Origin of the sequence: Massilia sp. DD77 (assembly GCF_036961685.1) — a bacterium.
In the GTDB taxonomy this organism is placed as follows: Bacteria; Pseudomonadota; Gammaproteobacteria; order Burkholderiales; family Burkholderiaceae_D; genus Telluria.
The window spans coordinates 79,905-94,128 of record NZ_JBAMDH010000016.1 but is presented as its reverse complement, the minus strand read 5'-3'; the positions used below and the strand labels follow the sequence as shown (position 1 = coordinate 94,128).

Sequence of the window (14,224 nt, the reverse complement as noted above, 5' to 3'; positions counted from 1 at the left end):
ACCCTACCGGTAGTGCTCGCGCACGCCGCCGGCGCAAACGCGATCGGCCGCCTTGACCCCCGCGCCATGCCGCTTGAGCAGCTGCGCACACAACACCTCCATGTCATGGCTCCCGTCACCGCGCCGCGCCGCATGCGCCGCGTCGCGCAGCGCGCATTCCGCCACGTGCTGGCCGAGCGCGCGGTAGCTCTCGAACTGCGCATCGTCGAACCATTGGTCCGCCGTGCTCTGATGCGGATAGTCGGGGTGCAGGCGCCGGTAGTTGAGCAGGTCGGCGTTTTCGTTGCCGACGATGGCCGGCTTGAGGTACAGCAGCACCCCATCCACCCCATCGCGATCGGCCTGGCTGTAGCGGATCACGCCCGCCGCGCAGCTGGCGCCGCACAGGCCGCTCTCCTTCCTGGGGTCCAGGCGCGAGACGTCGAGGTCGATGCGCACGTGCAGGTCGGTGCCGCAGCGGCGGATCGCGTTGCCCAGGTCCTCGAAGGCCAGGTCGCGGTCGCTGGCCACGTCGATCGCCACCACCAGCCGGCAGCGGCGCCGTACCAGTTCGTAGATGCCGAGGTTGTCGAAGTGGCCGCCGTCGGCCAGGTGGACGTAGCGCGCATGGGTGTTGGTCATCCCGAACAATTCGGCCAGGAGGCTGAACAGGCCGATGGGCGGCGAGGAGCTGAGCCAGGTCGGCCGGCGCGGGTTCGGGCACCAGCGCCCCAGCCGCACATTGAACATCGTCATCAGGAAGTTCAGCGGCGGCGAGGAATGCGCGCCCATGTTGGGACTGGCCGCCGCCCCCGACAAGGCCACCGCCATGCCGAGCCGCACACCGGCGTCGTCGTCGGTGCCGACGCCCGAGCGCGAGGCATACCGGTCGGTGGGACGGTAGCAACCGCGCGCGGATTCACCCTGCGTCCCGCCATCCGATTCCGCCTGGCGCCCGGTGCCCTCGGGCAGCGGCGGCAGCTCGAAGCCGCACCAGCGCGGCGTGAACGCGAACGAGGCCGCGCGCCGCGTGCGCCAGGCCAGCTCCTCGCCGCTCACCAGGCTGAGCGAGGTGTTGATGATGGGGTAGGGGCGCTGGGCGTGCAGTTCCGCCAGCGGCAGGTCGTCGCCGGGATCGAAGCCGGTGAAGGGGTGCGGACGGCGCGCGCGGTTGCTGGCGCCAAAGTAGGCGCGCACCACGCGGTTGCGGTACAACATGGAGAGCGAAAACTTGTTGATGTCGACCCGCCAGCCGAGCAGCAGGGCGGCGCCGAGGAAAGCGCCGAAGGCCAGCGCCAGGCGCTCGCCATCGGTGGCCAGGGTGGCGCGCGCGTGGGCCGCGTAGACGCAGCTTAGCTGCGCATGCGGGCAATCGACGCTGGGGTAGGCCACCACCGCCTGCACCAGGGCGCTCAGGAGCGCGAAGATCCCGACCGTGAACACGTAGGGCGCCAGGCGCGCCGCCAGTTCCAGGCGCGCCGGCATGCCGCGTGCGCCTGTGCCTGTGCCTGTGCCGCTGCCGGCCTTCAGGCCGGCCGCCGTCATCGCCAGCCAGCCAAGCAGGGTGCCGAGGTTCGACCAGGGTTCGTAGGTCAGCCAGGCCCAGTGCAGCAGCGGCGCAAAGAAGAAGCTCACGCCGAAGGCCGCCAGCCAGGTGAGCGCGAAGATCGCCGTCCAGGCGCCCTGGCGGCTCCACCATTCGCGGCTGGCGTCGCTGTACAGGCGGCCGATCAGGCCGATCATGAGGGTCATGGTGCCGGCGAACAGGGTCATCATCAGCGGCATGCCGAAGCTGGCCAGGGCGATCGCGTTGTTCAGCACCGGATGGGTGGCCGGGTCGGGCAGCAGCGCCAGTCCGCCCAGCAGGAGGAAGGTGCCCAGCGTCAGCGCGCCCATCGCGCACAGGAAGTGCGACAGGCCTTCGCCCAGTTCGGCGCGGGTGAGGTCGCGCAGCGGCCGCTCGCTGCCCAGGCGCGCATCCAGCGCCAGCACCCCCGCGGCCAGCGGCAGCAGGGTCACCAGTCCCCACAGCGCCTGCACCAGGGCGCCGCGCGCCGCCCCGGCGAACAGCGGCACCTCGGGCGCGAAGGCGCGTCCCGCTTCCAGCAGCAGCAGGGCCACCACGCAGGCGCCGGCCAGGCACAGCGTGTAGCCGGCGCGCCGGTAGGGACTGGCGCGGTCGTGGGCCAGGTACCAGCCGCAGGCCCAGACGATGAAGTAGACCAGGCCCGGCGCCAGCAGCCATCCCCAGCGCCCGTGCAGGGCCGCCGGCACCAGGATGCCTTCCCATGCCAGGAGCTCACCCCCATGGGGCCACAGGCCCACGCTGCCGAGGAAGCCCGCCAGCAGCAGGGGCAGGTTGATGCACCACAGGACCGCGCCCTGCGACAGCGGGAAACGGCGCAGGCCGCGCGAGCTTTCGGGCTTGCTGGAGATCGACAGCGCGATGCAGAACACCGCGCCGAGGAACAGCAGCACGCCCGTGATCCAGGCGAAATCGGCCAGGTGCGCCCAGGGACCATCGGGCGCGACCACCCGGTTGACCGCCCATACGCAGATGCGGGGCAGCAGCAGCAGGGCGCACAGCCAGGCCACCAGCATGGCCAGGTTCAGGCCCGTGTTGCGCACATAGGTGCCGATCAGGGTCCAGGTGTCGGCGCTGAACATGCCCCCGCGCGGCGACAGGTAGTTGCTGTACTGGCGCAGGAAGCGCACCGCGGGCGCCTCGGCGCTGCCCGCGGTGGGCGCCAGCATGGCCTCGACCGCCGCCACGTCGCCGCCATGCGCGTGGATGCACTTGGACAGCCAGCCGCCGATGAAGCCGCCACCCGAGACCGTGGACAGGTAGTCGAAGCGGCGCAGCAGCCCGTGGCCGGCCAGGGCCTGCAGCGCGCCCAGTCCGAAGGTGGCGCTGCGCACCCCGCCGCCGGACAAGGCCAGGCCGGCCAGCCGGCTGCCGTGGGCGCGGCCCAGCAGCTGGTCGGGGTCGGGCGGGCAGGGGCAGGAAGAAGGCTGGGCGCCACCGGGGCGGAGCAGGGCGAGTTCGTCCTCGAAGACCTGGCCGAACACGGCGCCCGCGCAGGCGTCGAGGCAGCGCAGGGTGTCGGCGTCGAACTTGTCGCCCGGAGGCAGGCCGTGGCGCCGCCGCAGCCGTGCGATGGCCTCGCCCAGCTCGGCAAGCGATACGGCCTGGGCGGGCGGCCGGCAAGCGGCCGCTTCAAGCTTGCGGCGCAGGTCGGCAACCTGGGCCGTCGTGAGGCTGGAAAAGTCGGCTGGTTTCATGAGGCGCGCTCCGGCTGAAAGCGGCCAGGCAGGCCGGCCGCCAGAACAGTTCAGCACGGCCGGCACACCGGCGCCACCGATTGCGTCAACCAGCAAGCGGGCTCATCGCACTTCTCACTGCAGTGTGTTAACGACAAACGCCCGTCCATGGACGGGCGCTGCGGACCGGAACCAGCGGATCGATTTACTTGCCGGCCTTGCGGCGGCGTGCGGCGGCCAGGGCGGCGAGACTTGCGCCGAACAGGGCCAGAGAAGCAGGTTCCGGCACGTCGGCCTGGACCGCTTCCTCGAAGTCGATGCTCAGTTGGGGGCCGAGGCCGCCGCAAAGCATGGCGCCTTCGCGGCTGCACAGGTCGTTGCCGATGAAGTTGCCCTGGGACGACAGGGTGATCAGGAAACCGGCGTGGCTGGCGCCGTCGTTCAGCAGCGACTGGATCAGGCTGGTGGCATCGACGGTGTAGGTCGGCTTGCCGGTCAGGACAGGGGTCGACAGGAGCAGGGTGCCGGTACGGCCGCCATCCTCGTCGGTGATGGCGCCATCGCCGCCATAGCCCCAGAAATTGAAGGAGGCGCCCTCGACCGTGGTGCCGCCGCTGGTGATGGTGAAAGTGGCGGAGGTGATCGTGTGGTTCGGCTGCAGCCCATCCAGCGAGAATTCCAGCGCCGAGCGGTTCAGGCCGGTGAAGCCGAAGGTGCGCAGGAAGCCGTCGCCCGGGTCGCCGCTCACGGTGAAGGCGGTATAGCTGTCGTTGCTGCCGAACCAGTCGTCGGCGACCGCTCCGGTGGTGATGTTGCCGGCGTTGGCGAGGCTTGCGCAGCACAGCGCGCCGATGGCTGCAAATTTCTTGATCATGTTGAATCCTGTGGTGGAGGTGATGGCGTCTGGCCGCGCCTGATGTTTATTAAACTACAATGCAAATTGCGTGCCAGAAAGAAAAGGACCAACTCCATCAACTACTTAGGCGCGAGTCGGCAATCGCTTATTTACGCCTGTAAAGAATTCCGACAGGTAATAGACGAGGGCGGGCAGCAGGCTGCCCGATGTGTCTGGAAGCCTAGGCCTTGTCGGCCTTGCTGCGCGCCGTGCGTGCGCCACGTCCCGGCGCGTCATTGCCGGCCGGGGAGGCGTCGGCGCGAGCGTTGGATGCAGCGTCGCCGGGGGCGGTTCCGCCCGAGGTCCCGGCTGCGGCAGGTGCTGCCTTGTCGTCGCCACCCTTGGTCTCTGCCGGCATGGTGCTGGCCACGGCCTGCCGGAACTGTTCCTGCAAGAGATTCCACCAGGCGACCGCGGCCGGCATCGCGGCAGCCGCGCCTGCGCCGGTATCGGCGGCGCCATTCGGGACGCCCGCATCCGGCCGCGAAGGCGGCGGGGAGCCCGGCTGGGCGCCGGCCGGCGTTGCCGGCGCGGCCTGGCCGAAGAACTGGGCAAAGGGCGCCATCGGCGCATCGCCGCCGGTCTTGCCCATGGCCTGGGCCATGCTTTCGCTCATGGTCTTGAGCGCGGCGAGGGTGCCGCGCTGGACTTCCAGGGCCTGGATGGTTCCGCGCAGCATGCCGATGTTCAGGTTCAGCCAGGACTCCACGGCCTTGAGGTCGGCGATCTTCTTGTCCAGCTCGTCGGTCGACAGGGTACTGCCCGGCAGACCCGACACGCCGGGCATGCCGGGGATATTCATGCCGCCCCAGAGCTGCTTGACGAATTCCAGCGTATCGGTCATTCCGGCCACATTGGGCATGGGAGGCTTGAGCATGGTGGTCTCCTAGATTGGTCCCGGTTAGCGTAGCAGAGAATTAACACCGCACCAACTGTGCAAGAGGCCTGCTTTACCCTTAAAGGATAGTCGCTTTCTTCTTTAACCTCTTTTTATTAAAATTAACAATGAGAAACTAATGTTTGTTTTTATCAATAATATTCGCGATAAGAATTGAGAAGAAATGACAGAGACTTTGTTGGACAAGGTGGCGCAGCGCCGCAAGGCTGCCCGCCATCGCTTCGACGCCGGCATGCCGGACGAGGACCCGCAAGAGGAATTGACCGGACTGGCCTTATCGGGAGGAGGGGTTCGCTCGGCCGCCTTCAGCGCCGGCGTGCTGGCCGAGATGTATCACGTCCGCCAGCTCCAGGACATCGACCTGATCTCCTCGGTGTCCGGCGGCGGCTACGTGCCCCTCTCCGTCATGGCGAATGCCGGCAGCTGCAGCGCCGACAGCGCGTTCGCGGGCAACCGGCTGTACCGGGCCATCTTCGACAACCTGCACGCGTTTAACAGCAACAAGAATCACGTCCTGTTCCGCTCGATCAGGGGGCTGGTATCAGGATTGACGCTGCTGTTCGCGATCATGGCGCTGTTCTGGGTATTTGTGCGATTCGTAAATATCTACTCTCCTGGAGAGGACGTGGTCCTGATCTTACTAATCGTCAATTGCACGGCCGGCCTCTCCTACGCTTTGTTCAAAAGCCTGCGTATTTTCAGTCGGATTGCGCAGATGACGTCGGACCCCAAGAGTATTGTCATCCCGGTATTGGCGATCAACACCATCGTCGTTGCGCATTACATTTATTTATTACCGCCGGTGCAGGTCGCATTCTGGTGCGCTCTCTGCGTGGTGTGGCTGACGCTTCTGTCCGCTCAAAAGAATCCGAAGAAGCAATGGATTCTGTATTCCATTCGTCATGGCATCAATGCATTCGTCGGCAACGGCAAGGCGGCTGCGGCAGGCATGTGCGTCTTGTTCCTGGCCACCATTGTCGCCAACGCCATCATTCCACTACTGCTGGACGTGGTGGTTGCCTTCGCCGAGGCAGCGCGCAGCGGTTTCGAGTCGATGACTGTGCAAGATGCCGCATCCAGGAATGCCGAACTCGCCCGCGTGGTGGTCGTCGGGATGACCGCGCTTGCCTTCCTCGTCACCGTGCGCTGGCTCGCCACGCGCAGCAATGCGCGCTCGATGCACGAACCCTACCAGCGCTACCTCGACGAGCTGCTGAAGGGCGGTGCCGGCAAGTTCAGCGATCCCGCTCCGGACTCGGCCTGGTTTCCCCTGTGCGTCGCGAACATCTCCGTGCTCTGGAAGGGCGCGCACCGGCACGCGAACATTTCGCCGCTCGGCATCGAGCTGCCGGACGACCAGCTCTACCCCTGGGACAAGGTGGAAACCACCTCCATCGCCGAATACAAGGGCGCGATGGCGCTGTCCGGCGCGGCGCTCGATGTCGGCATCACCACCTCGCGGCTCTACCGCTACCTGATGACGACCTTCGGCATCAATACCGGCCTGTGGCTGACGAAGGACCAGGACCGCCTCCTGTCGGCGCAGGGGCCGTGCCGGATCTTCGATCTCGCCCTCACCTTCGACGACCGGGTCTCGGCCGGCAAGCGCAACTACATCAAGGCGGCCGACGGCGGACATTTCGACAACACGGGGGTGTTCTACCTGCTCAAGATCCGCGCCGCGACCATCTACTGCTTCGATGCGTCCTACGATCCCGACGATACCGCCGAATCGCTGCGCGTCCTGATGGCGCGCGCACGCCAGGAACTCGATGTCGATATCGCGCTGGACAGCGACCGCGGCGCGGTCCTGGTGTTCCGCCTGCACTACAGCGACCAGTCGAGCGGAACCCTGTTCTACGTAAAACACACCCGGGTTCCCATGCCCGGCAAGGGCTGGGGCAGGGATGTCTCGTCCAGCTTCCCGAACGACTCGACCTTCAACCAGTTCCTGTCCGAAGACCTGTTCGACGCCTACTACCAGCTCGGGCTGAACGCGGCGCGCGAGTTGTGCCGGGTGATCGACCGGCCGGCGCGGTCCGGCACGGCGTGGCGCGGTCCGCACAGGATCGCCGCCTGAGGAGTCATTCTCCAGACGTCCCGCTCCGGCACCGCGCCGCCGGAAAGCAGAGCGGCGGCGCTCAGGCTACACTGGCGGCATGAGTTCCGCTTCGTTCTTCCGCCAACGGCGCCGGGCGCTGGTGCTCGGCACGCTGGTCGTGCTGCTGCACTGGATGGCCTTGCGCCTGATCGATGCGAACATGGGCATCCCGCGCCAGTTTGCCGGCGAAGGCGGTCCTGACGCGATGCTTGCGCAGCTGCTGCCGGCGCCGAAGCACGCCGCCGGTATGCCACCCGCGCCGCTCCCGCTGCCGGTGCCCAAGCTGGCCCCGCCGCCGCTGCCCAGGATTGCGCCGCTGCCGGCCGAACTGGGCATCCCCGCCCAGGAAACGGGCGGCGCCAGCGCGGAGGCGCCGCCGTTACCCCTGGAAGCCGCGCCTCCGGTTCCCGCCCAGCCGCCAGCGCCCCTGCCACAGGCCACGGCCCAGGCCGCTCCCGCGCCGGCCGCCGAGCCACAGGCGCCGGTGCCCGCCCCCGCGCCCGAACTGCCGCGCTACACCGTCGACATGCCGCCCGCGGCCGACATCCTGCTCGACGTCGCGCGCGTCGATGCCGACGGCACCCGCTGGTCGGGCGAAGCCCTGCTGTCGTGGCAGCTGGGGCAGGACGCCTACCGGATCCGCATCGAGGCCGGCATCAAGGTGGTGTTCGCGCGCGTGAACCTGGTGGTCCTGACCAGCGAGGGCAGGCTGGGCGCGGCCGGCTTCGCCCCCGTCAAGATGACGGAGAAGCGGCGCGGCCGGGCCCTGACCGCCACCCATTTCGACTGGCAGGGCAACAAGATCAGCTTTTCGGCCTCCGAAGCCACCTATCCGCTGGCGCCGGGCGCCCAGGACAAGGCCAGCGTGCCGCTGCAGCTGGCGGCGATCGCACGCGGCGACCCCGCGCAGCTGAAGGACGACATCGATATCCTGGTGGGCGAGGACCGCGACGCCAGCGTGTTCCGCTTCCAGGCGGTGGGGCAGGAAGAGATCGACACCCGGCTCGGCCGACTCCAGACGCTGCACCTGACGCGCCCGCCCAAGCCGGGCTCGTACAAGTCGCGCCTCGACGTCTGGCTGGCGCCGGCGCACGGCTGGGTGCCTGTACAGATTCGCAATACCGAGGCGAACGGAGCGGTCACGACGCAAACGGTGAATAATATCGTCTTGAACCGACCAGGGACCTGATATGCACATGACCACGATCCGGCGCGCTGGCGCTGTCCTCTTGATGGCGGCGAGCCTCGGCGCCTGCGCCCAGGACGCCGCGCCTTCGCATCCCTCGGCCAGGCGCGCCTTCGCGCTGCCGCCCTCGGCCGACCTGAGCTACGACCTGAGCGCGCGCCAGCGCGGCTTTTCGCTCAAGGGCGACGCCCTGGTCACCTGGCGCGCCGGCGACGGCAAGTACCAGCTGAAAGCCGAATCGCGCGTCGCGGTGCTGGGCACCCTGACCGAGGACCGCAGCGAAGGCGCGATCGACGCCTATGGCCTGGCGCCGGCGGAATTCTGGGAAAAGCGCCTGCGCAAGGACCCGACCACCACCACCTTCGATCGCACCGCCAAGACCCTGCGCTTCTCCGAGAGCGAGCAGACCTATCCGCTCAAGGGCGGGGAGCAGGACCGGGTCTCGGTCACCTGGCAGCTGGCCGCGGTGGCGCGCGCGGCGGGCGACAAGCTCAAGCCGGGTGCCAGCCTGGGCTTCTTCGTGGCCGGCCGGCGCGACGCCGAGGCCTGGACCTTCAAGCTGGGCAAGCGTGAAAAGCTGCGCACCGGCCTTGGTGAACTGGAGACAGTGCTGTTCGTGCGCGAGCCGCTGGAGGATGGCCGCAACCAGACCTTGTCGGTGTGGCTGGCGCCGGGGCGCGACTGGTATCCGGTCAAGCTGCGCTTCACCGACGGCGACAAGGAAACCATCGAGCAGACCATCCGCGCCATCGACAAGCAGTGAAGTTATTGAATTTATTGCAATATTGTCCGGCTGTTCATCGTGTGTCTTTCCCGCAATTGACAAGTCCTTAAGCAGGGTCCAGGGGCTGCCAAACTGCAAATTGCCTAGTCTTAACTGTTATACTGACGCCCCCGCGGAGCAGGCCTGGCCGCGCAAGAAGACTGGTATTCCACGATGATCGACCACCTTGGCGGCGCGGCGCTGGCCGCAGACTCCTTTACGACAGCGCAGGACGACGATCCGCTGCAGGCCCACTTCCATGAAGGCGTGGCCCCCGACGAGATCGAGCAGGTGTTCCACCTCAAGCGCGCCCAGCCCATGCTGGCGGCCTTCACGGCGCTGTTCCACGGCACCCAGGACGGCGTGCTGGTGCGCCTGCTGGTGCTGCGCGAGCTGGCGGGCGACACCGCCAGCTCGGCCTTCTCGCGCGCCGACATCAACCAGAAGCTGGCCTACCTGATCCCGGAAAGCCTGGAGACGGTGCTGAACCGCCTGCGCACCCACGGCCTGCTGGCCTGGGACGCCCCGGCCTCGGTGTACCGCATCACGCCGCTGGCGCGCAACGTGCTGTCCGCCCTCGACACCCTGCTGGCCCTGGGCAAGCCCGAGGACGACGACGCCGAGATGGGCTTCCTGCTGTCGCAGGTGGCCGGCGCCCAGGCCGTGGGCGGCGTCACCGTGGACCAGCTCAAGCACCTGCTGGGCCGCCTGGTGGAGCTGACCGAGGAATTCCGCGACGCCATCGCCTCGGGTTCCGAATTCCGCCTGCGCACCTCGCAGGCCAAGTGGCACATGGCCTGCGACTGGGTGGAGAAGGGCTCGGCCATCCTGCGCGCCATCACCACCGACGAGCGCGCCGATTCGGCCACCCATAAAGCCGCCCAGGCCATCGGCCGGGCCCAGTCGGCGCTGCTGAACATGCAGGGCATGTTCTCGCGCGCCCTGAACCAGATCGAGCGCCAGCGCGTGCACCTGGGCCAGTCCGGCCTGTCGACCACCGACGTCAAGCGCTGGCTGCTGGCCCACGAGGACCTGGCCAGCCTGGCCGAAGGCGCGATCGACCGCCCGGTGGTGCCGCTGTTTACGACCCCGGCCGAGATGATCGACGTCGCCGAGACCGAGCTGCTGGCCGAGCGCGTCACCTCGACCGGCCCGAAAGGCCTGCCGAGCGGCCAGGACGCGCCCACCACCATCAACGACAACCCGGCCGGCCAGATCGAGCTGAACGACTGGATCAACAAGCTGGCCGACTTCGCCAACCTGGGCAACTTCCCCGAGTTTTCCGAGACCGGCCCCAAGAAGGTCCAGCTGCACGAGTCGCTGCTGCCGGCCAGCTTCGCCGTGGCCTCCTACCGCGCCTCGCTGCTGCCGCTGCTGGGCGACACCGCCGAGGCCAGCCTGCAGGGCCCGACCGCCGAGCTGGCGCGCCTGCCGCTGAACTTCGAGCCGGTGGACGAGATGGTCCAGCTGGACGACCCGGAAGTGGCCGCCATGTCGATCGCCACCCTTTCCCTGAATTCTTCCGAAAGCAGTACGCCCAATGAATGACGATGCACAAATCCTGATCGCGCGCCTGCTGACGCATCAGACCCTGCGCCGCGACGACAAGATGGTCAAGCGCGCGCTGTCCGACGAGCAGTTCCGCATCGAAGTCGACAAGCGCCTGCTGGAATCGGGCCTCAAACTGCTCGACAACGTGTATGCCGACCACGTCACCATCGCCCTGCACCGCAACGTGGAACCGAAGATCTTCGGCGCCAAGGATATCTGGCAGAACAACAACTTCGGCCTGACCCGCGACGGCGTGGCCCTGCTGGTGGTGCTGTGGGCGCAGATCATCCTGCCCAAGCGCGAGCGCCAGGAGACCCATGTCACGGTGGACGACGACCAGACCGACATGTTCGAGAAGGACGCGCCGATCCCGCGCGCCGAGGACACCTCGATCGGCATCTCCTACACCGCGCTGCTGTCGGACTTCGGCGACAAGCTGGGCAAGAAGACCCGCATGGACATGAACCTGGGCGTGCTGGCCAAGCTGGGCTTCATCGAGCGCCGCGGCGACGTGATCCTGGAAGGCCCGCTGCTGGACCTGATGATGGACACCGACGTGCTCAAGGAGCGCATCATCAACGGCGCGCTGGCCGAGGTGTTCAAGCGCGCCCCGCTGGCCGCCGCCCCGCGCCGCGCACCGGCCGAGGCCGAAGCCGCGAACGACCCGGTGGTCGAAACGCCGGCCGCCGACGAAGCTGCATCCGATACCCCGAACTGAGATAGCCGATGTTCCACATTAAATCACTCGAACTGGTCCACTGGGATTACTGGCAGCGGATCAAGAACATCCCGCTGGACGCCAAGATCATCACCATCGCCGGCCAGAACGGCTCGGGCAAGACCACCCTGCTGGATGCGCTGCGCACCCTGTTCGGCCTGGACTGCTCGATGGGGCGCACCTACAAGCACTACGCGCGCCACTCGGGCCAGCAAAGCGCCTGGATCCGCGCCGTGGTCGACAACGCGCCGGTCGGGCGCCAGCTGTCGAACCGTCCGTTCCGCCATTCGGGCTTCTTCTCGGACGACGAAGTCACCCTGTTCTGCCAGGTGCAGAAGAACGGCGGCGACTGGAAGCGCCAGTACCTGATGCGCCCGGGGAACGTCGATATCGAGGAAGTCACCGAGGCCACCGACTGGCTGGGCGTCGAGAATTACAGGAAACGCTTAGCATCAGCAGGCCTGTCGCCGGCGATGTCTAAAGTGCTGGCGCTGGAGCAGGGCGAGACCGACAAGCTGTGCGAGTACGCGCCGCGCCAGTTGCTGGACCTGGTGTTCCAGGTCTTCGGCGACAAGGAAGTGCTGGACGCCTACGACGAAGCCAAGCGCCACCAGCGCGACACCGAGACGGAACTGAAGCGCTTCGAGGCCGAGCTGGAGACCTCGCGCATCAACCTCGAGGGCCTGCGCCTGCGCGTCGCCAACTACCACCAGTGGGAAGACCTGCACAAGGAGAAGCGCGACCTGAAGGAAGAAGTGCTACCGGCGCTCGAATACCACGAGGCGCGCGAGAAGGCCGGCACCATGAGCCGCAACCTGCGCGAGGCGCGCAAACCCCTGGTCCAGGCCGACAGCATGCTGACCGAGAAGCGCAACCAGCTCGCGTCCCAGCAGCGCGCCCTGACCGAAGCCCAGAAGCTGGAGACCCAGCTGGAGCAGGAAGGCACCGAACTGGCGAGCCGCCTGACCCAGGTCAACGCGCGCCTGAAGCCGCTGGAAAGCGTGCTGGAACAGCGCGACCGCCTGCAGAAGCTGGCGGCGGACGCCGGCGCCGACATCGCGGAAGTCGCCAAGCAGCTGGAAGAAAAGGAAGCGGAGCTGGCGCGCCAGAAGGGCAAGCGCGAAGCCGTCTCGACCAAGATCGCCGCCGAAATGGCCACCATCTCCGCGCTGCAGGGCAAGAGCGCGATGCCGGAGCCGGAGGCCCAGCGCCTGATGCGCCGCGCGCTGCGCGACGAAGGCATCGCCCACGCCATGCTGTCGGACATCGTCGAAGTGACCGATCCGAAATGGCAGGGCGCGGTCGAAGGCGTGCTGGGCGGCTACGCCTCGGTGGTGCTGCTCGAGAAAGCCAAGGACGCACCTAGTGCCTACCGCCTGGCGGAGAAGGAACGCTATCGCCACTTCATCGTCCCGGACTGCGTCGAGGCGCCGGAAGTGAAGGACGACAGCCTGCTGTCGGTGGTGCGTTTCTCGTCCAAGGCGCCGGGCTGGCTGATCGACCAGCTGGCGCGCATCGAGCGTGTCGATTCGGTGGACGAGGGCTTCAAGACCCGCGCCGACGAGTGGATCACGCCCGACGCCTACCACCGCGAACGCCGCGGCGGCCGCTCGCTGTTCGTCGAGCCCTCGCGCTACCGTTTCGGCGCGGCCGGCAAGACCCAGCGCCTGGAAGCGATCCAGAAGCTGCTGCCTAGCCTGGAAGCCCAGGAAGACGCGCTGACCCTGACGATCTCGAAGCTGGCCACCGAAGTGGGCGGCCTGAAGGCGCGCCTGGCGGGCGTGGACGCGGCCAAGGAACTGGCCGCGCGCCAGGCCGAGTTCGAGGAAGCCGCGCGTTCGGTGGCGCCGCTGCGCACCGAGCGCCTGGAAGTGGGCGCGCGCCTGGGCGAGCTGCAGACCCTGAGCAAGAACGCGACGGTGGCGCGCACCCGCGCCGACACCGTGTGGCAGAACGCGCGCATGGCGCTGTCGGAAGCGGAAGCGGGCATGCGCCTGAACCACCGCCGCCAGCTCGAGCAGCGCACCGAGCACGCCAAGGCGCTGCTGGACATGCGCCGCAGCTGGCGCCACGTGCCGGCCAACTGGAAGAACGGCAACTGGCGCGGCGACCTGGTGGCCAAGCACCAGAACGCGCACCAGGTCAACCTGCGCCTGCAGTCGCTGGAACACGCGCTGGCGCGCGACGACTGGGAACTCGATCCGACCGTGATCGACCAGTACCAGCGCCTGAACGACCAGCTGCAGAACCGCCAGAGCGAGACCGAGGAGCGCCGCTACCAGAACAACCGCGCGATCGAAGCCACCGGCAATGCGCGCGGGGCCTATATCGAGCGCCTGCGCTACACGATCAAGACCTATACCAAGAACATCAAGGAACTGGGCGAACTGGCGGGCATCGATGTCCAGGCCGACCCGGTGCGCCTGGAGAACGACGACGTCCAGCTGGCCCAGGCCGGCCTGCACGTGCGCTTCAAGTTCGACGGCAAGGACCAGATCGGCATGAACGACGGCGAAGCCTCGGGCGGCCAGCAGGTGATGAAGTCGCTGGTACTCCTGATCGGTTTGCTGAAGTCCGAGGAAGGCTCGGGCGGCTTCGTCTTCATCGACGAACCGTTCGCCCACCTGGACATCCGCAACATCCAGCTGGTCGGCGAGTTCCTGAAGAACACCGACGCCCAGTACCTGATGACCACGCCGCTGACGCACAATACGGACGTCTATGATCCTTCGGAGCTGACGCTCATCACCAGCAAGAAGAAGAAGGATGTGCAGTGGGCGCAGCCGATCTTCGTGCTGCAGCGGAGGAAAGAGGCGGCGAAGGCTGCATGATAAAAAACGGGACCTGCGGGTCCCGTTCTTGTTTGTGCCGT

9 protein-coding genes are annotated in these 14,224 nt (G+C 67.5%); 6 read left to right on the top strand and 3 right to left on the bottom strand.

The genetic code is table 11. From position 1 onward, the window contains the following. Positions 1-3: 3 nt before the first annotated feature. From V7778_RS11485 to V7778_RS11475, 3 genes are all read right to left on the bottom strand, one after another. Positions 4-3,261: a patatin-like phospholipase family protein gene (locus tag V7778_RS11485; RefSeq protein WP_335555273.1), complete on the bottom strand. Its 3,258-nt coding sequence runs from the start codon at positions 3,259-3,261 to the stop codon at positions 4-6. A gap of 184 nt (positions 3,262-3,445) precedes the next feature. Continuing rightward, positions 3,446-4,114 carry a PEP-CTERM sorting domain-containing protein gene (locus V7778_RS11480; protein ID WP_335555272.1) on the bottom strand — a complete coding sequence of 223 codons (669 nt, stop codon included), beginning with the start codon at positions 4,112-4,114 and terminating at the stop codon, positions 3,446-3,448. Between the two features lie 202 nt (positions 4,115-4,316). Then, positions 4,317-5,012, bottom strand: coding sequence for a PhaM family polyhydroxyalkanoate granule multifunctional regulatory protein (locus tag V7778_RS11475; RefSeq protein ID WP_335555270.1), 696 nt, complete (start codon positions 5,010-5,012; stop codon positions 4,317-4,319). A gap of 184 nt (positions 5,013-5,196) precedes the next feature. Between V7778_RS11475 and V7778_RS11470 the strand changes: the two genes are divergently transcribed. The 6 genes from V7778_RS11470 (at position 5,197) to V7778_RS11445 (ending at position 14,183) form a co-directional block, all read left to right on the top strand. Continuing rightward, positions 5,197-7,113, top strand: a complete 1,917-nt coding sequence (locus tag V7778_RS11470) for a hypothetical protein (protein WP_335555269.1) — start codon at positions 5,197-5,199, stop codon at positions 7,111-7,113. A 79-nt stretch (positions 7,114-7,192) separates the two neighbouring features. After that, positions 7,193-8,323, top strand: coding sequence for a DUF3108 domain-containing protein (locus tag V7778_RS11465; protein WP_335555267.1), 1,131 nt, complete (start codon positions 7,193-7,195; stop codon positions 8,321-8,323). Between the two features lie 7 nt (positions 8,324-8,330). Continuing rightward, complete coding sequence (locus V7778_RS11460; protein WP_335555265.1) at positions 8,331-9,083, top strand: DUF3108 domain-containing protein; 753 nt, start codon at positions 8,331-8,333, stop codon at positions 9,081-9,083. 174 nt (positions 9,084-9,257) lie between these two features. After that, the gene (locus tag V7778_RS11455) at positions 9,258-10,631 is read left to right on the top strand and encodes a hypothetical protein (protein ID WP_335555263.1); all 1,374 of its coding nucleotides are present in this window, start codon (positions 9,258-9,260) and stop codon (positions 10,629-10,631) included. Next, entirely contained in the window at positions 10,624-11,352 is a 729-nt protein-coding gene (locus V7778_RS11450) for a hypothetical protein (RefSeq protein ID WP_335555262.1), read from the top strand. Before V7778_RS11455 ends, V7778_RS11450 begins: the two co-directional genes overlap by 8 nt. Positions 11,353-11,360: 8 nt before the next feature. Then, entirely contained in the window at positions 11,361-14,183 is a 2,823-nt protein-coding gene (locus tag V7778_RS11445) for an ATP-binding protein (protein WP_335555260.1), read from the top strand. Positions 14,184-14,224 lie beyond the last annotated feature (41 nt).